Origin of the sequence: Thermaurantimonas aggregans (genome assembly GCF_003851885.1) — a bacterium.
GTDB classification, from domain to species: domain Bacteria; phylum Bacteroidota; class Bacteroidia; order Flavobacteriales; family Schleiferiaceae; genus Thermaurantimonas; species Thermaurantimonas aggregans.
The window spans coordinates 107,278-132,703 of the sequence record NZ_BHZE01000001.1 but is presented as its reverse complement, the minus strand read 5'-3'; the positions used below and the strand labels follow the sequence as shown (position 1 = coordinate 132,703).

Below are 25,426 nucleotides of genomic sequence, written 5' to 3'. Positions count from 1 at the left end.
ACTTTATTAGAAATTAAACATAATACCTAAACGAATTCTTCTCGGCAATCCGAAATTAAATGGGCTCAACAAACGCACGTTGTAGAGGTCGATGTATGACTGTGCACTCACTTGAGAGTTGATTGAGTTTACAGCTTGTGGTGAGGTAAGGTAACCATCATCGTCTGGTAATCCAGTGTATGGATAAACGGCTACTACGTTCTTTGTGTTGAGGAGGTTAAGAATCTGTAGGTAAACATCCAATCCATACACCTTCTTGCTTTCTTTGTTGAATTTCACATCAAAAACCTTGTTTATTCGTGCATCTACTCTTATTTGCCAGGGCAGGCGTGAACCGTTCACTTGTCCAATAAGGGGTGATTGAGTTTCTGAGCTGTTAATAGGATAGGCAAACAACCTTCTTGAATAGGGTGTTCCTGAGTTTGCTGTCACCACAATATTTGCACCTGCGTTTTCGAAAACGCGCTTGTTAAACCATATTGGACCATTGTAATTTACTCCTTTTCCATATCGATAGTCCAGTCGAGTTACAATTCTGTGACGTGTATCAAAGCTCAATGGTAGGATGTAGCGAATGTTTGGTTGTCCGGAGCGGGCCAGGTTTGCACCCGAGTTAGGACCTGAACCAGTACCATCAGCAAACTGCAAGGTATAGTTGGCAGTTACGCTCACATTATTGGTACGGCGAAGGTCAAATTCGAAGGTAAAACCCTTTACAGTACCAAAGTCTCGGTTACCATAAGTAATGTATGTATTAGGATATGCCTGAGTGAGTGCTATTGTCTGCATCATATCGCGCATTTCGCGATAGAAGGCTGCTAGTTTGAGAACAGATCTGGATGAGAGCACTTGTTGGAAACCGAGTTCGTAATCTGTGGTTCTCTGGGGTTTAAGGTTTGGATTGTTAATTGGGTCTTGCAGGTTTTTACCGAATTCCAACTCGAGGTATTCGATTGGATTAAATCTCGACAATCCCACATCAGGGCGCTGAGCGAGCACATCGTAGTGTGCGTAGAACAGTGCGACATCTGAGATGGGGAAGTTGAAGCTTACACGTGGCATCACCACTACCTGAGGTCTGTAGTCAGTAAACGAGTTTGGACCGAGACGTTGATTTTCCGGACGATCGTAAAGCACCGGGCGAACATTACCTCCACCGAGGTCAGCTATGAGTTTGGGGTTATCTACCCGACGGCCTAAAATGTCGTACCAGTTATCGCCATCGCGGAAGCCTACTATGTTTGAAAATTCATTACCACCTATAAAATAGTTGTAGTTGTCGACATAGAGTGCGTAATTGTCACCTATATTAGATGGAATGTTGCCACGAATATTCGGGAAAATTCCATTGCGTACTTCACCAACAGTTACACCTGGGTACAAATTGTATGGATCCTTGAGAACCGGCTGGTTCAGGTCAAAATAGTCAACGCGAACACCTACGTTGAAACGCAGATCGTAGAATTCAAATTGATCTTGTATATAACCAGCGACGTAGATGGGCTCAAAAGCACCAATGGGTCTAAGCAATCTTCCATCAGCCCCTCTACGAGTAAAGAAGTCGTTGATAGAAACACGGCGTTCTGAAATCCGACCGGTGTGGTCATATCCATAATATCCCACTAGTCTAGAACCACTCAAATTAATGAGCTCATCAGCACTGAAGAGATCGAGAGAAAATACAGAAGGATCGTAGCTAAATACATTTAGGAAATCTAATCCATTCGGGTCAAGACCAATTCTCCTTCTGAAGCGTTCGTCAAAGGCATTTTGTTTTCCAGCGTCAAATTTTCTTGGATAATATATGGTGTCTAAGAATACGCCATTTTCATCTCTTACAGGCATGGGCTTACCAAAGTCAAGCTCCCTGATGTGGTCATTTTGCAGCTGTTGCATAAGGCCCCAAAGTCCGTTAGCCCCTACACTGAATGAACGGTCGATGCGCTGTTCGAATTCAAAACCGGTAATAATCTGATGGCGCAAATATTCAAAAGAGAAGGAGCCTGTAACGCGAAACTGAGAAAAGCGCCCCTTGCTATAACCTTCTATTTGAGCACCAACATTGCCCCAAAGTCCGTTATACACTGTCTGTGGGTTGTCGCCATTCCAGAGAGCACGACCTTGGCGAAGGGCATCATAGGTGCGAGTGTTGCCGAGAAACGGATTCTCTCTTACAGTTTCATAAAAAATTTCTGTATATCTGGCTCTTACTGGATTATACGGACCCGGACGGAAAGTAATAGCAGTATCAAATGGAACGATGGCTAACCAACCTTGTAATCCTGTTGCAGTGTCAGTTCCATAACTGTAGATGAATGATTGGTATCTATCGAAGTATCCGATGTGGCCGTAAGCAAAAATATTGTCGCCAAATCGCGGGTCGAAACTTCTGCGTTCACTTCTCGAGTAGTCAACTTGAATCTGATAATAAGCATTTTTAATTTTAGACCTTCCCTCTGAAGAACCTAATGTCTGTTGAAATCTCGCAAACACTGCCCAGTCGGAGTTATTAGACTGTCCATAATTTTCATAATTGAATAATGAGTTTAAGAAACTAACATCCTTACCCCAACGCGCTGAAAGACGACCTCCCAGCAAAATGCCCGAGTTTGCTCCAGTCTTTATGTTGATGTTTGACTGTAACCTCAATTCACTACGATCGGCATTTAATCGTGCAGGGATCTCTTCCAGGTCAGCCATTGTAATAAATTCTGTATTGTAAAGAACCCCTTGACCCAAGTTTGCTGGACGCACTGGTGTTTTCTGCAACTCGCGCAATACATTCTCTTTTACTCGGTATTGCTTCGTTACAAAAGGTCTTGGATCTGCTTCATATTGAAACTCAGAAGAGATCAAAAAACCTACAATGGGTTTTCCTTTCTTCTTGATCAACGGACCACCAGCAGTTAATGCAAAAAGATTGAAGTGATATTTATCAAAAAGAGAAGATGATAATATCTCAGCTTCTCCAAAATAATTAGAAGAAGGGCCCTTAGTGGTTGTAGAAATTACTCCACCGATGGCATCTCCAAATTGAGCAGGAAGACCACCGGTATATACTTGCTGCTGAGCGATAGCCCCCTGAGGAAGTGAAAGGCTTCCGCGCACCTTTACACCATCTATAAAATAGGTAGTAGCATCTTCGCGACCCCCGCGGATGCTAATACCACCGCCCTCTACAGCTTGAAAGGCACCAGCCGCTGTAGCAGCTACTGCTGCTACATCGCGTATGGCCATTTGAGTGATTTCTTCAGAGGTTACCACAGTTTTATTATCCACCAGAGGTTTTTCCCAGGTAATGGTGACTTCGGAGAGCATTTCAGTGGCTTCCTGCATAGGAACATTGAGTGTAGTAGCTTCATTGGGCTTAATCAATATTCCGGCAATTGTTGCTTTGGCATAGCCAACCGCTGTTACCTCTACATTATAAGTTCCGGGATTCAAAGGTGAAATGTTGTAATTACCGTTATCATCACTTGCAGTACCCTTAACAATTGCACCTGCTTTATCTTTTATTACTACATTAGCAAAAGGAACAGGTTCTTTTGGATTACCTTTCTCAAAAATTCTACCTAATAATCGGCCTGGTCGCTCCTGAGCTCCGGCTGAAATAGCTATAGCACATAAGAAAAGGACGAGTAATCTTTTCACCATTTTCTGAACTTTATAATTTGGGCATTTAAGAGGGCATAAATTAAAAACATTTTAAATAATCCCTCAACAAGGGCAATAAGATTTTTTATTCCCGCGTTAGTGTGACGTATCTTACTGATTTTATTTTTGTTATATTTAGGTTAATGCTAACTGAATAAAGTTTGAAACAATTTTGGTCGAAATGTTGGCTTTAATTTTTGGAAATTTAAAATCGTTTAGAGGCTGGAAACTGCTTGTCTTCTTTTCTACGATTCACCTTTTGCTTTCTAATTGTAAAGCCTCAGAACAGCATATGGTTCCAAATGTAGTAGTAGACGAACTCATTTATTTAAATCTGCCTTCAAGTGCACCACTGCAATCGCCTGGCGGATGGATTTATCATCCTGGAGGTTTTCGAGGACTTTTGATCTATAGAGCTTTTTTTAATGGAAATGCAGATGACTTTAGAGCCTTTGATCGCACGTGTCCAAATCACGTCAATCAGTCATGTGGAAGGGTTTCTGTACTGACCGATAATGTAATGACTGCCTGCGAATGTGACAGCGCGCTCTTTGTGCTTTTCGACGGTACTCCTGCGGCTGGAAATCGCTCCCAACCCTTGCGACAATACAGAGTTCAGTTTTTCGGCAACAGCATCCGGGTTTTTAATTGAGTATCGATTTTTCTTGTTTTTATTTGCTGTAAATTTTAGTAAAAATGAACACCCGTATAGTGCTAAGCACGGCTGTTTTGATTTTTTCACTTCCTCTCTTCTCTCAAAATTATTATCAACAAGGTTTTTTTATTAGAGGTGGCGCCTCATACACGCTAAGTCAACCCTACTCCATTCCTTTTAATAATTGGGAAAATCGAACGCTGACAGACTCTACACTCGATATACAAGTTAATTACTTTTCTCCTGGCTCGGGAGCTTTTGCTCATTTTGGGTTTGGTTATCAGATTAATGACATTTTCCGCTTTGGTTTGGATGTGGCTTACCAATTCAACAGTTCCTCTACGGTAAAAGATGTGTATACAACTCGAATTGACACGCTTGATTTTACATTCGAATCACCCAGAACGCTCACTTCAAATGCTTTTCTTTTTACGCCAGAAGTTACCTTTATGCTTCCGATGGAATATATAACCAGACCCTACATCAGAGTTGGGTTTCCTATTATTGTAGGTGTAATTCAGGAAAAATCTTCGGTTCTATTGCCCAACAACAGTAATTTTTACGATTTTATAGAAATGCAAACCAACTACATCGGGCGATTCTCTTTAGGGCTTTCCGGGGCATTAGGCATCGAATGGTCTCTCGATGACCGGCTTTTTCTTTTTACCGAGGTACGAGCTTTAGGCGCAAATTTTAGCCCGAGGAGGTCTGAATTGGTGTTTTACGAAGTCAATGGTCAAGGCCAATTAAATCAATTTGCCCGCTACGAGCGCGAAACGGTGTACGACCGAAACATCCGCATTACCGATCAGGATGAAATAATTGCTAATGAACCCAGTAAAGCTAGACCTTTTAGTCTGCCTTTCAATCACATAGGTTTTTCTGTAGGGCTTACTGTACAGCTGTTTTGATTTATCGCGAGAGCGTTTCAGCTATTTCCAGCAAATACTTGTTCAGCTCTTTGTTGTGCTTAATAGCCTTTTCAAAAGGAACATATACGATTTCTCTTCCCTGACGTCCTACCATTACATTGTATTTTCCAGAGATTAACCCTTTTACGGCAGCATATCCCATTTCGCTGGCCAATACGCGGTCGTAGGCTGAGGGACTACCACCGCGCTGGATGTGACCAAGTATGGTCACACGCACGTCGTACTTGTCAAAGTTCTTTTTTACCGCATCCGCTACTTGATAGGCGCCCCCGCTTTCGTCACCCTCCGCCACAATTACGATGGATGAATGCTTCTTGCGCGACCAGCCTTCGCGCAGCTTTTGAATCAGACCATCTATATAAGTAGGGGTTTCGGGCACAAGTATAGCTTCAGCACCACAGGCTATGCCTGAGCGTAGGGCGATAAATCCGGCATCGCGCCCCATTACTTCTACTATAAACAGACGGTTGTGCGAAGCGGCAGTATCGCGCAGTTTGTCCACAGCTTCAACCACAGTATTGACCGCAGTATCATAGCCGATGGTCGAATCAGTGCCATATAGATCGTTATCAATCGTACCGGGAGCACCTATGGTTTTGATGCCGTGCTCTTCATATAGTACAGATGCTCCTTTAAACGATCCGTCTCCACCAATGCAAACTAGCCCTTCGATTCCAAATTTTTTGAGATTTTCAGCGGCTTTAGAGCGCCCTTCAGGGGTACGAAATTCATCGCTGCGAGCAGTTTTCAGGATGGTACCTCCGCGCTGGATGATATTTGACACGTCACTGCTTTGCAAGGGTACGATGTCGCCTTCGATCATTCCTAGATAGCCTCTGTAAATACCATACACCTCTAACCCATTGGCCAATGCAGTGCGCACAGCTGCCCGTATGCAGGCATTCATGCCCGGAGCATCGCCTCCTGATGTAAAAATTCCAATTCGTTTCATGGCACACTAATATATATGAAATTGTTGAAGAAATACCGGAAGTTGACCGTTGTAAAGAGGAATGGTCTGGGAAGATTTCAATCCCATATGCCTCGTATGTTCCTTACCGGCTGAGAGTATCCAGCACTCACTGCCGGAATAATTCTTTTTCAGGGTATCACCCAACTTTGTGAAAAAAGCCTTCGAATCGATTTTCAATCGTTGATTGTACGGCACATTCATCAGTAAAAAGGCTTTATCAACCGGACTTTTCCACTGAAAAAAATCAGCTCTTTCTATTCGAACTTTGCAACCTTCAGCAATTTTTTCAAGGGTTTTTTGGGCATTTTTAATTGCTGTATAATCATTATCAATACCATAAATTTCTACATCTGAAAGTGGTGTATTTTGTGGTACTGAATTTAAAAGATTTTTCCAATAGGTATCAAAAGATTCCCAACTAAAATTTGAAAATGAAAAATGCTGTCGATAGCTGTTTGGATACTGTTTTTTCCTCATCATCACAGCTTCACTAATGAACGTCCCTGAACCGCAAAAGGGATTCACAAATGGCGTATTCTGATTGTATTTGCTAAGCCTGAGTATGCCGTGTGCCAATACTTCGTTAACAGGAGCTTTGGCCGAAAGCGTTTTATATCCTCTTTTGTACAATGGTTGGCCGGAAGTGTTGATGTAAATAGATACAGAATCTCTGTAGATGTATTGATAAAACTCTACATCCGGATTTTCCACATTTACATTGCTCCTGGAGCCTGACGTTTTACGCTGTACATCTGCTATGGCATCCTTTAACAGAAGGGAAGCGTACATCGAATTGTCGATCCAAGGGCATTGAAAGACATCGCTTTTAACGGCAAATGTTTGATGTGTTTTTACAAAGTTTTGAAAGGGAATTTTCGACACATTTCGCACATAGTGTTCTTTAGATGCTGCTGTAAATTTCTCCAATAAGATGTACACAAAAACAGTAACTCCCGAGCGCACATTTACATCTACGACCAATCGATGATCTCCTTTACAAATTACTGACCTTTTTTGCACAGAAAGTATCTCACCACCATACTCGCGAATGTCGTCGACAAGGAGCTGTTCAAATCCAGAAAGAGTCTTTACAAGCAATGTGTACATTTAGTGGTAGATGAGTTCGATTTTCGGTGGATTTTTTTCGTCGAATGGCAATTGTGTAAAGACCACATTGGCACGGGCGGTGTCATCTTTTTTTACGGCGAAAAAAACACTGTCGAGAAAAGTATTTTCTCCTCTCAAAGCCTGAATTACAAGCGTAAAAGCAGAGTCGCGCTCACGAGCTACAAGGGTTGTTTTTACTTGTGTAACGGTAAGCGAATCCGATAATTCATAGGGTAAAATTTCCACATTGGAGATAAACGCCTGGCTATTTTCTGTCATTTCATCGCTATCTTGTGGCTCATTAGTACTGCCACAAGACGAAAGTAACACCACCCCTAGGGTTACCAAGCTGATCAAAATCAGGTAGTTGTGTTTTTTCATAAGTTTTTGGTGGATTTACACATACATTCGAATGCAATCTACACAATCGGCCTGATACGAAATGCCAAAAAGTGCTGCATGTACCAGCAGCGGATAGAGTTTGTAAAGCGGAATTCTTTGCCTAAAGTCTGGCAGCAGTGGGTACGTTTCGTAATACGATTGATAAAAGGTACTGTCGAAGCCGCCAAAGAGCATGGTCATGGCAATGTCCACCTCGCGATGGCCGAAGTACACGGCCGGGTCGATAAAATAAGGTCGGCCGTCGGCCGCAGCCATCACATTTCCGCCCCACAAGTCGCCATGTAAGAGCGAAGGCTTTTCATCAGGCAGTAGCTCGGGTAGTTTTTTGTACAAAATTTCCAAATCAGCAAGCAGAGTTGCCACCAAATGACCCCGTCTGTGCGCCTCCTGCGCTGCCGGCCAGAGTTTGGAATGAAAATAGCACTCTGCCCAACTGTCGTACCGCCCATTCGGTTGCGGTAAGGAGCCGATATAGTTGTCTTCATCAAGGCCAAAAAAGGGCTGTGGCCGAAGGTGAAGTTCAGCAAGAGCAATACCTGCCTGCCGCATGGTGGCCGAAGTTTTTCGACCGGGCTCGACCCATTCTAATACTAAAACATCGTCATCGACCAGCCATACTTCGGGCACATTCTTCAGGCCCTGATTTTTGAGCAGTTGAAGACCATTGGCTTCTTTGCGGAAAAAATCCGAAGGCATAGACTGTGTGATAGTTTTGACGAAAAAACGCAGACCTTCAGCCTCTGCACAATAGGACTGCCCGATGCAACCGCCGTGGACTCCTTTGAATGTAAGACATACATCTTTATTGATAAGATTTTTGATAATCTTATCAGAAAGTGAAGAAGGAATATTCATCTCAATTTTTCAAAAATTTCAAGAGGTACCGCTTAAACACAAAAATCCGATTTCTGCTCTGACCTGTAATTTCGTATAAAATGTAATGATCTATAAATAAGATGTTTTGATCTACGAACAATGCGACTAAGTCTGAAGCAGCCTTAAAGCTCAAACCAGTAATATCGACTACTTTATCGATTTTGATATATGGATTTTCATACAAGGCATTCAGTTTACACATACCTTTAGCAGTTCTTTTTCCAAACTGATAATTAACCAAACTTTCTACTTCTCGTTTAACATTTAAAATAGAATGAAGCTTATCGAGAGCCTGTTCAGCCGTTTCTACCACTCCTACTAGGAAGTATTTAATCCAACCGTACATATCTCCATCTGTTCGCACTCGATGCAATCTAATGTAATACAAATACCTGTCTCTCTCAAAAAAAGAAGAAATGTATAGCAAGGGCTTTTGCAAAATTTTTCGATCCAGTAAAAGCAATGTAATAAGCAATCGGCCCATTCGACCATTGCCGTCCAAAAAGGGATGAATCGTTTCAAATTGATAATGCGCAATAGCTATCCGCAGAATATCGGGTAAATGAATCTGGTCGTTGTGCAAAAAAAAACTCCATACCACTCATCAATTCCGGCACATTATCATGATGTGGTAGAATGAACACAGCGTCTGTAAGCGAAAGACCTCCAATCCAGTTTTGACTTTTTCGATATTCACCTGGCAATTTATGCTCACCTCCCACTCCTGTCATCTGGACTCGATGTGTTTCGCATATTAAACGTCCGGAAATTGGAAGCACCTCAAGTGTTTATATGGAATATTCTAAAGCCCGAATGTAGTTGCGTACCTCTTTCCAATCGCCACGTCTTTTGGGTTGAATTTCATTTTCAGGCAACAATGCTTCTGAAATGTTGGTTTGTATACCTTCACTTGATAATACAGCTTCTTGCGTCACGTGCATGTGTATAAAAGCATCAACACTGGGCACAAATCGAGATAAAGCATTTAACTCGCCTAGTTTTAAAGCTGCTTTTTCAATCAACTCATTAATTTCCGCACTGCTCCATTGCCATTCGGTATTGATTTTAGTAGGCATAAAATATTTGGTACCGATAGCCCTGTGCACAAGAGCCTGGATGAAAATTCTCTATGTTAGGCATGAGACTGAGGTACAATAAAAAGAATTTTATTTTACTTTATCGATGTAATGTAAAACAGGATTCTTTTTTATTTTATTTTCAGGCTTGAAAAAGTCACTTGATCACCTCTGATTCAGGTTTTGGTAATAGTCTTTAAATAACATCCGATTTTGAAAGTGCGATTAGATTAGTCTTGTAAAATAAATACTATGTAAAATTGTCTATTAAAAAAACAAAGGGGCAACTCACTGCATAAAATATAAGTATGAGATTTTTTATTTATCTTTTCATATTTTCAAAAAAATTCTTTCCCAAAGTCCAAATATATTCGCGATAAATTTCAATAATTCTGTTCATAAAAAAATGATGTAAAGGGTCATCATCAAGGGGTAAAGTAAACAAAATATCAAAGTCACTTTTTACTCTATAGTAAAATACATTATTCTTTGAAAAACCATTGGATTTAATAAATCTTTGTTGGGCTTTTTTATCCCCATTACTATGTACAACATACCGAAATCTTTTATCGTTCGGATTTACACATTTCTGACAATATTCAGGCACTATAAGCTTTAAATTTTGATTCCATCTTTTACCAATTATCCTTTGATTTGAATAGGTAATCATCAAATCGAATGATTTTCTATTGCCAAAAACCGTTTATCCATAATTTCCATCAATTATAAATGGCTGATAAAATTGTAATGGAAATGCACTTTCTTTTTTAGATTTGTTGTTTCACAAAATAATTTTTCTTTTACCCCAATTTTCGCCATCATTTTCCAGAATAAACAAGTGATTCTTTTTATTATTGTGCTCAATGCGATTATAAATTACAGCCATTGAGTCTAGATCATAAAGATTATGTATTCGATAAGGTATATTTTGGTCATTCATTGAAAGAACTAAATTCTTGGGAATCTCCACTGATGTAGATATTCTGAAATATTTTGATTTCAAAGCATCACTCAATATATTCTTTTCCTCATAAATGCATTCTAATTTACCGGTTTTTAAATTAAGTCTGTAAACATTTTCCTCTACAATTGAAGAAGTAAATACATACGGATATACATAACCAAAACGATTAGCTGTATGCGTACCGCTCATTACAACTGAAGATAACATGAAAATTAAAAAGCCTTCAATTTCTTCAGCATAAACACCATTATTAAGTCTAGGGTCGGAACTCAAGCCCCATTTACATTTGATGTTGCCAGGGTCTTTATAAACAAGCTGTCTTTCACCAAAAATCCACCAACCCGATTTATATGAATCAACCCGATCATAATGAATTCCATTGGCACTCCCTTGTCTTATAATTCTAATTTGACCAGCACTAAGAAGCTGAATTACAAAGAAAAACGAAAGACTAATCAAGGCTTTTTTATTTTAATTAATTTTAAAACTCCTACTCTTCTCACGGTTTTCGGATTCCCGTTCAAAATCGCTTTCAAGGCCTTGTTTTGGTTTTGACACCTAAAAATTCATGTATATATATTAATTATATCCTAATTTTTATATTAATTTTAAAATCAAATTTTTGGATACCCTCTGATCAAAGAACTCTTTTTAATTGTTCACGATGGTACTACTTCAAAAATTGTCTCTTCAAATCGCTTCACAGCTTCCTGAATCGTACCATACCAGGTACCACCAGCGGCATTGCGATGGCCTCCACCATTGAAGTATGTGCGGGCATATTGGTTTACATCCACTTCACCTTTTGATCGGAAAGAGATACGCACTTTTCCTTCTTCTTCTCTGAAAAGGGCTGATACTTTTACTCCTCGTATCGAAAGCCCCATATTTACAAAACCCTCTGAGTCCTCTTTGTCAGCACCTGATTGGAGAAATTCTTTTTCCGTAATCCATGAATAGACCACCGAATGCGACAGATAAGTCATATGGCTAAGCATGACGGCCATCAGCCTGAAACGCTCAGGTCGGTTTTGATCAAAAATAGCTTCATGAATGGCCGTATGTGGAGCACCGGCTTCGAGTAAGGTCGCCACAGCCCTATGCGTGCGCGGCTGTACTGTATTAAAGCGAAAAGAGCCACTGTCAGTAAGTATGCCTGTGTATAAACACGTGGCCACATCGGGAGTGAGCCATTTCAAATCAGGGTATGCTTCTGAAAGTACTTGAAAGAGCAATTCACAGGTGCTGCAATACGACGTATCGGAAAATGAAATCGCATAATCAGTATCAGGCTGCTGGTGATGGTCGATAAGCACCTTCTTTCCAGCAAAGGTGCGGAGTAGCTCGGCCATGGCATCGCCGGTGCGGCTCAGGGTATTGTAGTCCAGACAAAAGAGCAGATCGGTATTTTGAAGTCTTTCAGCAAGTGTATCCGGGTTTTGATTGAAAGGCACATATTCATCAACTCCGGGCAAAAAGTGGAGCGACGGCGGTATTTCATTGGGTGAAATGAAAAGTACATTTTTGCCCATTTTGCACAGGATGTGATACAAGGCCAAAGAACTGCCCGCTGCATCGCCATCGGGATTGATATGGGTGGTAATAAGAATACTTGAACTGCTATCAATCAATCGGCGCAAGGCAATAGCTTCTGTAGTCATGTACACAAAGGTAGGTTTGACAGATGAAAACGTATTTCGCGAGAAAAAACAGGTTTAAAGCGATGGTGTTCGCCCACCATCTACGGGCACATTAATTCCGGTGATGTAAGCCGCTTCAGGCGAAGCTAAAAAGACTGCAGCCGCGGCAATTTCTCGCGGCAAGCCAAAGCGCCCAGCAGGAATCTCACCGATCATCTCCTGGCGAATTTCATCAGCGGATTTTCCGCTTTTGCTTGCCTTTGTTTCGATGATAGACCGCAAGCGATCGGTATCGGTAGCGCCGGGCAAGATGTTGTTAACCGTAATGCCAAAAGGAGCCAATTCGGTGGCTAAAGTTTTTGACCAATTGGCCATTGCGGCCCTGATGGTATTGGAAACACCCAGGTTGGGCAAAGGGGCTTTCACCGATGTTGAAATCACGTTAATGATTCGGCCATAGCCAGCTTTTTTCATACCGGGCAGGCAAGTCTGCATGATGAGGTGTGAAGCTATCACATGCTGCGAAAAAGCCTTTTCGAGCTCAGAAGTAGCTGCTTGGTGCAAAGGCCCAGGCGATGGTCCACCGGTGTTATTAATGACTATATGAAAGGTCTTTGAATGGTCAGCGAGATAGTGATCGAGAGTTTCTTTCAGTATTAAGGGCAAAGTCTGATCGGCAAGGATGTAGTCGTGCTGCTGACCGATATTCTTGTTCAAAAGATTGAGAACTTCCTTGCATTTGGCTTCATTTCGAGCTAGTAGGGTCACAGTAGCACCTGCAGCGGCCAATCGCTCTGCAATGGCCTGTCCGATCCCGGCAGTACTTCCACCCACCAAAGCGTTTAAGCCTTTTAAATCAATATTCATCCGTTAAACATACATTTTTTTTCGAATCTGAGTATAGACAACACCGGCAATAACGACCAGTACAACCGGCAGGGCCACGTTAATAATGCGCCACAGCCACATCTCTTCATACACACGGCTCATCTTCAGCAGTCGGAGTTTAAACTCGCGGTTGCGCAGGGCGATGAGGCCTTTGTCGTCGAGCAGATAGTCAAAAATGTTGAGCATCAAATCCCGATTGCCGTATTGTGTACCTGTAAACTGATCGAATCCCAGCGGCAGGGGAGCTCCTTTCTGAATATTTGGGTTAACGATGTTCAGTTGATTTTTAATCACATCTCCGTCAGCTATTACTACTTGCTGAGTCGGGACACTCTCTTCGCGGAAGGGTATCTGGCGTCCGGATTCTTTTGGTACGATTTGATTTTTAAAATACGACGTAAAAGTCCCTTCCAGCAGCAGACCGACGGTAAGGAAGCGCTTTGGATACGGCTCAGTACCAGGGTAGTTATAGAGATGTGCCAAACGTACGATGTGGGGTGTAGCCACAGTACGTGTAGCATCGGATGTTTTAAGCAGTGGAGTCTTTTTGACCCCCGGTGCTATTACGGTATCAATGGTAGAAGCAAATTCGAGTTTTATGGAATTTAAATCTTTTGTTATCGGGTGAAATAACAGCGGATCGATAAGCGGAAAGTATATCCACCGGCGCACCGAGCGCATATCGCTCACCCAGGCCGCCTTGCGATCTTGCACCAGGTTGGTATTGATGCGAAATCCGTAGCGGAAAAACAAATTGCCCAGTCTGAGTTCATCGAGAATTGGGTACGCCATAAACTCCGATGCCCGGCTGAGTGAGTCCATATCAGCTGCCACCGCATCGATCAGCCATACGACCTTACCCCCGTTCATGATAAACTGGTCAATCAAAAACAGGTCAAGGTCTGTAAAGGGCTTTTGAGGTTTAGCAATTACAAGGCATTTGTAATTGTCAAGTCGCTGCATCTGTCGCAAAATGCTCACTTCGCCGGTGGCTGAGTCTTTTTCGAACTGTCGAATGTTAAAGCGAGAAACCGTGTAGTGCTCCGAAAGCGCCCGCGATATATCGGCTACTCTGCCGGGCAAGAGCTCATCATGCCCTTCGAGAAAGGCAATGGTGGGGCTAAACTTTCGAACAAGCTTTCGGATGGCATTGGTCAGATTGTACTCAAGATTTTGAATGGCAATGTTGATCTGATTTTCGGGGGTAGTGTTGATATGTGTGCTGAGCAATTGAATGGCCGACTCTTTCTCGCCATAGGTAGCGATTATGCCCGGGAAGAGCTGAAGAAACTGTACCTGATTGCCCTCGTTCACTTCCACCTGCACCGGCGATAAGCCTTTAAACTCGAGCTGCTCCTGAAAGTCGCGAACAGCCTTTTTGTCGCCTACCGCGGCCGGGTCTTCGATTTTGAAGAGAATATTTCGATTGTACGCCCTAAACTCTTGTAACACTTGCCTAACCTCGCGCTGCAGCTTGCGGAATCCCGATGGCAATTCACCATCCAGGTACAGCGTAAAGATCATAGGTTCCTTTACTTCCGTCAGAAGTTCTTTGGTTACTGGCGAAAGGCTGTAGCGCTTTTCGGCAGTTAGGTCAAGGCGTATCACGCCTGCATATTGAACCAGTACATATACCACTATCACAGCAGCAAGCAAGCTGCCGTACCACACGTAGAGTTTTTTTACCTTGTTTGTCATCCTCTATCAGCTTCTGCGCACGATCAGTACCAATCGCGTTGTGGCCAGAGCCACTGCGATCATTCCCACAAAATACACCACATCCCTACTGTCCACCACCCCTCGGCTGATGCTGTTGTAGTGTTCGCTAATGCTGAAGTGTGCCAGCAGCAACCCACTCTTGCCCAGCACGCTAAGTGCAGCCAGTTGATCGATTACGTAAAAAAAGAAAAAACACAAAAACACCCCGATTAAAAATGATACAATTGAGTTCTCAGTGAGCACCGAAGCCAAAATGCCCAGCGCAGCATACACCGCTCCAAGCATAAGTAAGCCTAAGTATGAGCCTATGGTGGCGCCTGAATCTAAATTTCCCGGCGGATCGCCAAGTACATATACTGTAATGACGTACACCAGTGAAGGCAACAGCGAAAGAACCACCAACGTCACAGCCGCCAAGTATTTTCCGAATATTAACTGCCACTCGGTCAGCGGACGCGTGAGCAACAGCTCAATAGTGCCATAGCGAATCTCATCTGAAAACATCCGCATCGTGATAGCCGGAATGAGAAACAAAAACACCCAAGGCGCAATGATAAACAGGCTATCTAAACCGGCATAGCCCATCGAAAGCACATTCAGCCCTCCCGGAAAGACAAACAAAAACAGCCCAGTAAGGAGCAAAAACGTAATTATCGTCAAATACGCCGTCAGCGAACCAAAAAAACTTCTAATCTCCTTCCAATACAGGCTACTCATTTACTTTTTTGACTATATGCCAGCAAAAGTAACAACATAGCGTCTGAATACTTGAGCAAATCACTCTCTCAAAAGACTTCCTTCAAAAAAATTGCTCAGATGAGATTAATTGAAGACGAATAGGATAAGTCACTTTTCGGGCAATTTCTGCTTCTCCGACACCTAACTAACTGATAGTAAAAGCGATAGAACATAATTCGCTTTTTATTATATAAAAAGTATTACACTATTACACCAAATTAAAAACTTAAATAAAAAGCCGAATTTTAAACTCAATCTTTTTTTAAAAAAACATCATTTAATCAAAAAACATCTATTATGACAATAACAGAATTAAATTAAAAGATCTTTAGAATCAATATTTTTTATTTTTTGAGAAAGCTTTACGCTATTGTGTGAGCGTTAATGACTAACGACCTTTTATAAATATTTTAACAATTCTTGAAACTTAATACAAAAATTCATGGTTTTTTTATGAACTTAAAAATATTTTAAACTTTTATTTCAAAAATATATAAATGTAATCTTCAGAGAAAAATATAATGATTTCAATAAATATATTATGAATCCCAAGATATTTTTAAAATTATTTGATTATATTTTTTTATTTTTGTAAAAAATCAATGAATAATATGAATATGAAAAATGTTTTAATTATTTTATTCGCAGTAACTGCTTTCTTAATTGGATCTTGCAAAAAAGAGAATTCTACATCTATTAAGAATGGAATAAGCATAAAAGTTTCAACAAAATTTGCATCTACAAACTTTAATCGCACAAGCCAGTCGCTTCACATTGATGAAATGTGGATAAACATCTCTGAAATAGAATTTGAACTTAATAATCATCCAGATAGCCTCATTACCGAAGAGGAAATGAAAGGACCTTTTGAAATCAAAATAATTGAAAATAACTCACCTAGAGATGTAATGCTAACAGATTTTGTAAAATTACCAGATGGCTTATATTCTGAAATTGAATTTGAAATAGATAAAAATCCAAAAACGGATGCAATAACTAACAAAGCTAGCATAGTGGTTATTGGAAGCTTAGGTAATCAGCCTCTTGAAATTGAAATTGAAGATGATTTTGAGTTTGAAAAAGAATTTGATACACCTATATCATTAAATAATCTATCACAGATTAACGTATCGCTCATATTTGATGTTTCATTAATTTTTGATCCGTCAAAAGGTGGAATCGATCTCACTCAAGCAACAGATGGAAATCAAAATGGAAAAATTGAGATTGGCCCAAACAACATCGATGGCAACAATGTACTATATGAAAGATTAAAAGATTTGATTGAGCAAATAATAGATGTTGAAAACGATTAATTCTCTAAATCTAAAAACCAATGGCCACCTAAAAAGGTGGCTTTTTTTATATAAGTACATTCGTTCAAAAAATAAAAATTATTAAATATGTGATGATTTTTGTAGTCAGTCATTAAAAGTAGATATTTAAAAAATTTCAACTCGATTACTACTAATTTTTTTAAATAATAATTTAAATTAATTTCATCTTCATTCAAATTATTGTTTATTAACGCAAGGATTTTTGTCTAAATTATTTTGTTACATATAAATACAATCCATGAAATTTTCTTCAGAACATTCTTTTTTTCATTGAAAGAAAAAAATTAAGAATTACTTGAAACCATTTCTTTAAAAGTTATATAAATCAGTGGCTTATACCTACTTCACACTGAGCATTTATACAAATTATTCATTATTCAAAAAGATTTTTTAATCAACCTATTAAATAAACATGTTTGAAAAATATTTTTTTTACATTCAGAAAAACTACAAAATATATTTAGATGAATTATCATTTTAAAATATAAATTATCTGAATCTAGCAATTTAGGAAATTAATTATGGCAAACATTCTTTTAATTTTTTGATCATTTAAAACACGAAAACATTTTTTAGGTCTGATAAATTATCAAAATGTTCATTGAGATGTAAATCGTGCTGTCTAAGATTTTTTAAATTTTAAGAGCAGAAATTGAAATTAAAAAAAGCCGGAATTTTTAGTTCCGGCTTGTTGTGTGTTTTGATTAGTTTATTTATTGTCAGTTACTTCTTCGTACTCTACATCAGATACCCCGTCAGTAGATGATGTGCTACTTGCACTTGACTGAGCCCCCTGAGTAGATGTTCCGGCATTGCTGTACATTGTGGAAGCAGCTTTTGACCATGCGTCGTTTAGCCGCTTCATAGCTACATCGATGCGTTCAATGTCTTGCACACTGTGGGCTTGCTTCAGCTCGGCAAGAGCGCTTTCGATTTCTGACTTCATAGCCGGATCGATCTTATCACCGTATTCCTTCAGTTGATTTTCAGTACTGAAGATGGTAGAGTCAGCAGCTACCAGCTTGTCAGCGCGCTCACGAGCCTTGCGGTCAGCTTCAGCGTTGAGTTCAGCTTCTCTGCGCATGCGCTCGATTTCTTCTTTTGTCAATCCAGAAGAAGCTTCGATGCGGATGCTCTGAGCACGGCCGGTTCCCATATCCTTAGCCGATACGTTCAAGATACCGTTGGCATCGATGTCAAAGGTCACTTCAATCTTAGGCACACCTCTTGGAGCCGGCGGTATGTTGTCGAGGTGGAAGCGACCGATGGTTTTGTTGTCTTTAGCCATTGGTCGTTCTCCTTGCAGCACGTGAATTTCAACAGAAGGTTGGTTATCTGTAGCTGTTGAGAAGATTTCGCTCTTGCGAGTAGGTATGGTAGTGTTTGCCTCGATCAGCTTAGTGAATACACCACCCAAGGTTTCGATACCCAATGAAAGCGGAGTTACGTCGAGCAGCAATACATCTTTTACATCACCGCTGAGTACACCACCTTGGATGGCAGCACCTATAGCTACTACTTCATCAGGGTTTACACCTTTTGAAGGTTCCTTGCCAAAGAATTTGCGTACGGCTTCTTGAATAGCAGGAATCCTTGTACTACCACCGACTAAAATTACTTCATCAATGTCATTTACAGTCAAGCCAGCCTTTTGAAGAGCAGTGCGGCATGGCTCGATTGTGCGCTGAATGAGGTGATGGGAAAGTTGCTCAAACTGAGCTCTTGTAAGTGTTTTTACAAGGTGTTTGGGGCCTGTATTAGTGGCAGTTATGTAAGGAAGATTGATTTCCGTAGTTGATGATGATGAAAGCTCGATCTTAGCTTTTTCAGCTGCATCTTTCAAGCGCTGTAAAGCCATCGGATCATTCCGGAGATCAATGCCTTCCTCTTGCTTGAAAGAGTCAGCCAACCAATCGATGATGACTTGGTCGAAGTCGTCACCACCTAAGTGTGTATCGCCATCTGTAGCGCGTACTTCAAACACGCCGTCGCCAAGCTCGAGTACTGATACGTCGTGAGTACCACCACCGCAGTCAAATACCACGATCTTCATATCCTTGCCTTTCTTATCAATACCGTAAGCAAGGGCTGCAGCAGTTGGTTCGTTGATAATTCGACGCACCTTCAGACCAGCAATTTCGCCGGCCTCCTTTGTTGCTTGACGCTGAGCGTCGTTGAAATATGCAGGTACGGTGATTACGGCTTCTGTTACGGTAGTTCCGAGATAATCCTCTGCTGTTTTTTTCATTTTCTGCAGAATCATGGCCGAAATCTCTTGTGGTGTATACTGACGGCCATCGATTTCCACACGAGGAGTGTTGTTGTCACCTTTTACTATTTTGTAGGGCACACGACTCGCTTCTGCCAGCGACTCATCATATGTGCGTCCCATAAATCTTTTGATGGAATAAATGGTCTTTTTGGGGTTGGTTATTGCCTGACGCTTAGCGGGATCACCCACTTTGCGCTCACCTCCTTCCACAAAAGCCACGACCGAAGGCGTCGTTCTCTTGCCCTCGCTGTTTGGAATTACTACCGGCTCATTACCCTCCATTACAGCGACGCATGAGTTGGTAGTACCTAAGTCAATACCTATTATTTTACTCATAATCCGATTGTTTTACAAAAATTTTTGTTTAAACTCGACAATACATGTGCCATCAGGTAAAATTTCAACAAAAATGACTTTTTGTCATCCGAATTGCTTTTTTGCCTTACAACCCTTGTCAGTCCTTTGCAGTAAAAAGTAATGGTCATCGGAATAGATAAAACAATTCAATCAAAAGCCGGTTTTTTTTCCAAAAAAATAGAAATGTTGCCTTTTAAGTCAAAAGCCCCTTTGTTCGAATTCACCAATCAACACAGCAAAAAATTGCATTTATCTGATTTTATAGGTCAAAAAATCATCGTGCTTTACTTCTATCCGAAAGATTTTACTCCGGGTTGTACCGCTCAAGCGTGTAGCTTTAGAGACGAATATGAAGAGTTTGTTGAACATGGAGCAGAGGTAATTGGCATTTCGGGCGACTCAAACGACTCTCATACTCAATTTTCAACCAGATACAGTTTGCCATTCCACTTAGCCACCGACGTCGATGGTTCCATTCGCCGAATGTACGACGTGCCAACTGGATTTTTTGGGGTACTTTTCTCCCGGATCACTTACATTATTGATTTAAATGGTCATATAGTCTGGTCTTATAAGAGTAACCTTGCTCCCAAATCGCATGTAGCTGAAGCGCTCAAGGTGATCAAATCGCTGAGCAAGCATCATTAAACAAATCTATCTCAAGTGTTAAAAATCTTTGAGGTGTCAATAAAAAAAGGGTTGGAACAGTTTTTGGCATAAATGCTTCAAAATTTCCAAAACTTTTTACTGCGATGAAAAAGACTCTTTTGCAGATTTCTTTTGCCATATTGACCGGAGCTGCTACACTGGCCGGATATAAACTCTTTTTCGAAAAGCCTGAAGTGCGTATCATTCGTGAAGAAGGATACAGTGGTGTAGTAAGGCCAGCTTCCGCTGCTCCTGAAGACGGCGACTTCATAGCAGCAGCTGAAATTACACTGCCAAGCGTGGTGCACGTAAAAACCTCTGCCACCATCCGCGGGCGTCAGCTCAGTCCGTTCGAAGAACTCTTTTTCGGACGCAGCCAGATGCCCGACCGCATACAGCAAGGTACTGGTAGTGGTGTGATCGTAACGAAAAATGGATATATAGTTACCAATAATCACGTAATCGCTAATGCCGATGAAATTACCGTTGTGCTGCACGACAACCGCGAATTAAGTGCTCGCGTGGTAGGTACAGACCCTGCTACTGATATTGCCTTGCTTAAAGTAGATGCTGACAATCTGTCATTTATAAAATTTGGCAACAGCGATGAGCTTCGCGTTGGCCAATGGGTACTCGCCGTGGGTAACCCCTTCAACTTAACAGGTACCGTGACTGCTGGTATCGTAAGTGCGAAAGGGCGCTCCATCAACATCATCGCCGACAAATTCCCCATTGAAGCTTTTATTCAAACAGATGCAGCAGTAAACCCAGGTAATAGCGGTGGCGCTTTGGTAAATACACGCGGAGAATTGGTCGGTATTAATACAGCTATTTCTTCTACTCGTGGTTCTTTTGAAGGATACAGCTTTGCAGTACCTTCTAACATTGTGAAGAAGGTAATGGAAGATTTGATCGAATATGGAAACGTGCAAAGGGCTTTTCTAGGAGTTTCTATTGCAGATCTGTCGCCTGCACTCGCGCGCGAACTCAACATCAAACAAACTAAGGGAGTATATATAAATGAAGTAAATGAAAACAGTGCCGCTGAAGCCGCAGGCATCAAAAAAGGCGACATCGTGATAGCTATGGATGGACGCGAAATCTCAAAAGTTTCAGAACTTCAAGAATTAATCGGTCGCAAAAGACCTGGCGATGAAGTCGTAGTAACCGTACTAAGAGACGATAAGCGCCGTGACTTCAAAGTAAAACTGCGCAACATTCACGGCAATACCAAAATTGTGAAAAAAGAAGATCTTGCTCTTGAAAACATTTTAGGGGCTAAGCTCGAAAACATCTCAAACGAAGATAAACGTCGTTTTAACATTCCTCATGGCGTTAAGGTAGTAAGCACTCAGCCAGGTGGAAAATTCCGCAAAATCGGGGTTCCTGACGGATTCATCATTACCTCTGCCAACAATCGCCCGGTGCGTTCCGTAGAGGAATTTAACTCTATGCTACAAGGTCTCAAGTCAGGTGAAGGTGTGCTAATTCAAGGCGTTCGCCCAGACGGAAGACCTGACTACTTTGGCTTTGGTTGGAATTAATAAATGACTTTTTCTTTTACTAAATTAGAGCCGCCTGATAGAGGCGGCTTTTCTTTTTCTCTTAAAGCTATGAAACCCACTATTATACTTGTGTTGTTTTTCTTTTTTACTCATGCTTCAGCCCAGCGTCTGACTCATATTGAACCTACCACTTCTCTACCCTATAAGGCCTTTACTATCGTGTACGATTCTATTAATCGAACAAGAAAACTACCGGTATTTTTTCCAAACTCGAACATTGGATTCACATATTGCAGCAATTATTACAAAAATGTTCCTGTAGCGGAACGCACGAAAGACGACCATGAACATCAACGCTCATACGTGCAAACTACCAGTGGTGCCATTTATTACTACGACGAAATCTATCGCATGGGCCGACGGTACTGAACAAATTTTTTTTCTTATCGCTTTAATGTAAAAGTGCAACTATGAACACCGTAGAACTAACTGCCATAGACTTCTCACACCTTCTGGAAAAACAAAAAAAGTACTTCTCTGAAGGTTACACCCTCGCCGTAAAAAGCAGACGCGAGGCTCTCTTGCGGCTTAAAAAGAGCATAGAACTCCATGAAAGTGAAATTCTTCGCGCGCTTCACACCGACCTGCGAAAATCGGAGTTCGAAGCTTGGGCTACAGAACTCGGCATCGTTTATCAGGAAATACAACTCCATTACAAAAACTTACCTAAATGGGCTAAAGGCAAACGCGTGCCCACTAATCAATTAATCCACTTTTGGTCAGTAAGTAGAATACTTCCACAGCCCTACGGACAAACCCTCATCATAGCCCCTTGGAATTATCCCTTTCAACTCGTAATGATGCCACTTATAGGCGCTCTGTCGGCTGGTAATACTGCAGTAATCAAACCTTCCGAATTTACACCTACCGTAGCATCCGTCATTGAAAAGATTATTTCAAAGACATTCGACGATTCCTACGTAAAAGTGCTCCCTGGTGGTCCGGAGGTATCAAAAGCACTACTGGAGTTAAAATGGGATAAAATCTTCTTCACAGGTAGCCCGCGAGTAGGTAAAATTGTGTACGAAGCAGCAGCCAAACATCTGACTCCTGTAGTACTCGAATTAGGTGGAAAGAGCCCAACCATCGTAACTGAAAAAGCAAACATCGATGTAGCAGCTCGCCGTATTGTTTGGGGCAAGTTTATCAATGCCGGACAAACGTGCATAGCACCCGATTACATCTTAGTACATCGTAGCATCAAAGAACCTTTAATCGAAAAACTCAAGGAGTATATACGCAAGTTTTATGGTCAAAACCCTGCTGAGAATGCAGAGTATCCGGCCATCGTAAACCGCAGCCATGCAGAGCGCATCACAAACTACATTCGTCACTCCAAAGTGCTTTACGGAGGACACGCTGACATTAATCGCCGATACATCGAGCCTACTGTAGTAGAAGCTACAGCCGATCAACCAGTGATGCAGGAAGAAATTTTCGGTCCAGTTTTACCTATTTTGACCTTTGAAACGGTTTATGAAGCCATTCAATTCATCAACGAAAGACCAAAACCACTGGCGCTCTACATTTTTTCTGAAGATTCAAAAGAGCAAGATTTAATCTTACAAAAAACCTCTTCTGGCTCAGCCGCCATTAATGAAGTAGTGATGCAAGTAGCAAACGACCATCTGCCCTTCGGAGGTGTAGGAAACAGCGGTATGGGAAATTACCACGGCAAGCGCAGCTTCGACTGCTTTTCGCACGAACGCAGCGTATTGTACAAATCTACCTGGATCGACATTCCCCTGCGCTACCCGCCTTTTGGCAACAAGATCAAATGGGTAAAAAATTTGCTGAAATAACGCTTAGCCCACCATCATACGAGCTTCGGGATATTTATAGGCATTGGCCCTGGTCTGCCTAAGTAGTGAATACGCAAGGGTCAATGGTCCTACCCTACCTATAAACATGGTAAACATTATGATGATCTTACCTGCTGTGCTGAGATGCGGTGTAATTCCCGTTGAAAGTCCTACCGTTGCAAAGGCACTTACCTGTTCAAATGATATCTGAATTAAGGAAAACTGTGGCTCAAACAACGAAAGGAGAAAAATACCCAGACTTATGATCGATATGGCGAATAGCATAATTGAGTAGGCCTTTAGTACTAAATCGTGCGGAATTGTACGCTTAAATAGCTCAAAGCGAGCACGACCTCTTATAATAGTGTATGTACCCAAGAATATGAGCACAAAAGTGTTAGTCTTAATACCACCCCCTGTAGAACCCGGTGAGGCTCCAATAAACATGAGAAAAATAAAAATGATTAGTGTGGACATCTGAAGCGACCCAATATCTACAGTATTAAATCCAGCTGTGCGCGTTGTAACTGATTGAAAAAAAGACGTAGTAATTCTAGCATAAAAATCCTTGTCAGAAAGGACATTTTTTTCTTCCAAAAAATAGAACAGAACACCTCCAAGAAGAATTAATATACTGCTTGCGTAAAGTGAAATTTTTGTATCTATTTTGAGCCCCAACCATGGCTTTTTTTGTTCTTTTCTGCGCCTTCTTATCGAGAATAAATCAAAAATATTTGAAAAGCCCAAACTACCAAAAATAATCAAAAAAGCTATCAGAATATGCAATACATATATGTTAGCAACTTCTTCTGAAGTAAATCCTCCAATATGGGTCGAAAAGCCAGCGTTGTTGAAAGCAGAAATGCTGTGAAAAAGAGCATTGAAAATATTGTTTCCCACACTTCCATCTGTACGTCCATAATATGATAAATACAACAAAGTAGCTCCAACCATTTCAAATAAAAACGTATAATAAAAAATCCTTTTTAAAAGACCCGAAGAGCTACTTAAAGAATCAGCTAACAGATTGTTTTGCATGATACTTTGCTGACGAATTCCAATATTATTTCGAGTAAAAAGTACCAATAATGTTGCAAAACTTATAATGCTCAATCCGCCAAATTGTATAAGTACCATTATAACAAATTGTCCCTTGACCGACCAAAATTCACCGGTATCAACCACCGTTAGGCCTGTAACACAACTGGCAGATATACTAGTAAAGAGGGCATCGATAAATCGGGGACTTTTGCCAACGGTATTCATCTCAGGCATCATCAGAAGGGCTGTACCGATGGATATTAAAATGATGAAGGAAAAAATAAAAAGTGTGCTAGGGCTTACATTTACCTTTTCAAGTACGGATGTTGCTTTGCCAACTTCTATTAAAAATACAATCAAAAAATACACCTGAATACCGACCTCAAAAAAGTGATTTATATCGCCGATATCAAACAAATTCCCCAGAAAAGTTAATACGTTAAAATTGAAAAAGTGTATGGTTAGCAAATTCACTAATATGAAGAGCATTAAAAAAGCCTCTGTAAGGGTACTTTTTATAAACTCAATAGGGTGAAAATCGTAGATAATTTTTACTATGTATTTCAACAAATAAAAAACCAAGGAAAAGCGAACGATTTGATACACCATTCGACGGTCTTCACCGCTGAGTTCGTAACCATAATTTATGACAAGAGCACATAAGGTAACGAGCGCTACAAAAAAGGAAGAATACCTCAAAAACAAAAGCACCCTTCTTTTGGAAGGGTACAACCGGATATTAATCCATTCACGTATTTGATTGAGAATCATCATTTTTAT

General features: G+C 41.0%; 22 protein-coding genes. 7 read left to right on the top strand and 15 right to left on the bottom strand.

What is annotated here, in order from left to right; translation table 11 throughout:
• Positions 1-6: 6 nt before the first annotated feature.
• Positions 7-3,654, bottom strand: coding sequence for a TonB-dependent receptor (locus EIP89_RS00575; protein ID WP_124396711.1), 3,648 nt, complete (start codon positions 3,652-3,654; stop codon positions 7-9).
• A 181-nt stretch (positions 3,655-3,835) separates the two neighbouring features.
• Between EIP89_RS00575 and EIP89_RS00570 the strand changes: the two genes are divergently transcribed.
• Positions 3,836-4,306 (top strand): hypothetical protein, encoded by a 471-nt coding sequence (locus EIP89_RS00570; RefSeq protein ID WP_124396710.1) that lies wholly within the window; start codon positions 3,836-3,838, stop codon positions 4,304-4,306.
• Between the two features lie 44 nt (positions 4,307-4,350).
• Positions 4,351-5,220 carry a hypothetical protein gene (locus EIP89_RS00565; RefSeq protein WP_124396709.1) on the top strand — a complete coding sequence of 290 codons (870 nt, stop codon included), beginning with the start codon at positions 4,351-4,353 and terminating at the stop codon, positions 5,218-5,220.
• 1 nt (position 5,221) lies between these two features.
• On the opposite strand, the gene pfkA is transcribed toward EIP89_RS00565, so the two are convergent.
• From pfkA to gldF, 12 genes are all read right to left on the bottom strand, one after another.
• The gene (gene pfkA / locus EIP89_RS00560) at positions 5,222-6,193 is read right to left on the bottom strand and encodes a 6-phosphofructokinase (RefSeq protein ID WP_124396708.1); all 972 of its coding nucleotides are present in this window, start codon (positions 6,191-6,193) and stop codon (positions 5,222-5,224) included.
• Between the two features lie 6 nt (positions 6,194-6,199).
• The gene (locus EIP89_RS00555; protein WP_124396707.1) at positions 6,200-7,321 is read right to left on the bottom strand and encodes a THUMP domain-containing class I SAM-dependent RNA methyltransferase; all 1,122 of its coding nucleotides are present in this window, start codon (positions 7,319-7,321) and stop codon (positions 6,200-6,202) included.
• The gene (locus tag EIP89_RS00550; RefSeq protein WP_124396706.1) at positions 7,322-7,702 is read right to left on the bottom strand and encodes a hypothetical protein; all 381 of its coding nucleotides are present in this window, start codon (positions 7,700-7,702) and stop codon (positions 7,322-7,324) included.
• 15 nt (positions 7,703-7,717) lie between these two features.
• Positions 7,718-8,578, bottom strand: a complete 861-nt coding sequence (locus EIP89_RS00545; protein ID WP_124396705.1) for a fructosamine kinase family protein — start codon at positions 8,576-8,578, stop codon at positions 7,718-7,720.
• Between the two features lies 1 nt (position 8,579).
• Positions 8,580-9,200 (bottom strand): Fic family protein, encoded by a 621-nt coding sequence (locus tag EIP89_RS11570; protein WP_218019303.1) that lies wholly within the window; start codon positions 9,198-9,200, stop codon positions 8,580-8,582.
• A 187-nt stretch (positions 9,201-9,387) separates the two neighbouring features.
• Positions 9,388-9,675, bottom strand: coding sequence for a Fic/DOC family N-terminal domain-containing protein (locus tag EIP89_RS11565; protein WP_218019302.1), 288 nt, complete (start codon positions 9,673-9,675; stop codon positions 9,388-9,390).
• A gap of 322 nt (positions 9,676-9,997) precedes the next feature.
• On the bottom strand, positions 9,998-10,345 hold the full coding sequence (locus EIP89_RS00535; protein ID WP_124396704.1) for a hypothetical protein: 348 nt from the start codon (positions 10,343-10,345) through the stop codon (positions 9,998-10,000).
• A 111-nt stretch (positions 10,346-10,456) separates the two neighbouring features.
• Entirely contained in the window at positions 10,457-11,098 is a 642-nt protein-coding gene (locus EIP89_RS00530) for a hypothetical protein (RefSeq protein WP_124396703.1), read from the bottom strand.
• 200 nt (positions 11,099-11,298) lie between these two features.
• Complete coding sequence (locus EIP89_RS00525) at positions 11,299-12,300, bottom strand: DHH family phosphoesterase (RefSeq protein WP_124396702.1); 1,002 nt, start codon at positions 12,298-12,300, stop codon at positions 11,299-11,301.
• A gap of 54 nt (positions 12,301-12,354) precedes the next feature.
• On the bottom strand, positions 12,355-13,146 hold the full coding sequence (locus EIP89_RS00520; RefSeq protein WP_124396701.1) for an SDR family oxidoreductase: 792 nt from the start codon (positions 13,144-13,146) through the stop codon (positions 12,355-12,357).
• A 3-nt stretch (positions 13,147-13,149) separates the two neighbouring features.
• The gene (gldG, locus tag EIP89_RS00515) at positions 13,150-14,865 is read right to left on the bottom strand and encodes a gliding motility-associated ABC transporter substrate-binding protein GldG (protein ID WP_124396700.1); all 1,716 of its coding nucleotides are present in this window, start codon (positions 14,863-14,865) and stop codon (positions 13,150-13,152) included.
• 6 nt (positions 14,866-14,871) lie between these two features.
• Positions 14,872-15,603 (bottom strand): gliding motility-associated ABC transporter permease subunit GldF, encoded by a 732-nt coding sequence (gldF, locus tag EIP89_RS00510; protein WP_124396699.1) that lies wholly within the window; start codon positions 15,601-15,603, stop codon positions 14,872-14,874.
• Positions 15,604-16,235: 632 nt separating this feature from the next.
• Between gldF and EIP89_RS00505 the strand changes: the two genes are divergently transcribed.
• The gene (locus EIP89_RS00505; protein WP_124396698.1) at positions 16,236-16,940 is read left to right on the top strand and encodes a hypothetical protein; all 705 of its coding nucleotides are present in this window, start codon (positions 16,236-16,238) and stop codon (positions 16,938-16,940) included.
• Positions 16,941-17,670: 730 nt separating this feature from the next.
• Here the strand turns inward: EIP89_RS00505 and dnaK are convergent.
• Positions 17,671-19,569: a molecular chaperone DnaK gene (dnaK, locus tag EIP89_RS00500; protein WP_124396697.1), complete on the bottom strand. Its 1,899-nt coding sequence runs from the start codon at positions 19,567-19,569 to the stop codon at positions 17,671-17,673.
• A gap of 141 nt (positions 19,570-19,710) precedes the next feature.
• Here dnaK and EIP89_RS00495 point away from each other — a divergent pair, with 141 nt between their 5' ends.
• From EIP89_RS00495 to EIP89_RS00480, 4 genes are all read left to right on the top strand, one after another.
• Positions 19,711-20,238 (top strand): peroxiredoxin, encoded by a 528-nt coding sequence (locus EIP89_RS00495; protein WP_218019301.1) that lies wholly within the window; start codon positions 19,711-19,713, stop codon positions 20,236-20,238.
• 104 nt (positions 20,239-20,342) lie between these two features.
• Positions 20,343-21,782: a Do family serine endopeptidase gene (locus EIP89_RS00490; protein WP_124396696.1), complete on the top strand. Its 1,440-nt coding sequence runs from the start codon at positions 20,343-20,345 to the stop codon at positions 21,780-21,782.
• Positions 21,783-21,851: 69 nt separating this feature from the next.
• Positions 21,852-22,172, top strand: coding sequence for a hypothetical protein (locus tag EIP89_RS00485; RefSeq protein WP_124396695.1), 321 nt, complete (start codon positions 21,852-21,854; stop codon positions 22,170-22,172).
• Between the two features lie 41 nt (positions 22,173-22,213).
• Positions 22,214-23,605, top strand: a complete 1,392-nt coding sequence (locus tag EIP89_RS00480; protein ID WP_124396694.1) for an aldehyde dehydrogenase — start codon at positions 22,214-22,216, stop codon at positions 23,603-23,605.
• A 3-nt stretch (positions 23,606-23,608) separates the two neighbouring features.
• Here EIP89_RS00480 and EIP89_RS00475 read toward each other — a convergent pair whose 3' ends face one another.
• Complete coding sequence (locus tag EIP89_RS00475) at positions 23,609-25,420, bottom strand: TrkH family potassium uptake protein (RefSeq protein ID WP_124396693.1); 1,812 nt, start codon at positions 25,418-25,420, stop codon at positions 23,609-23,611.
• Positions 25,421-25,426: the final 6 nt, after the last annotated feature.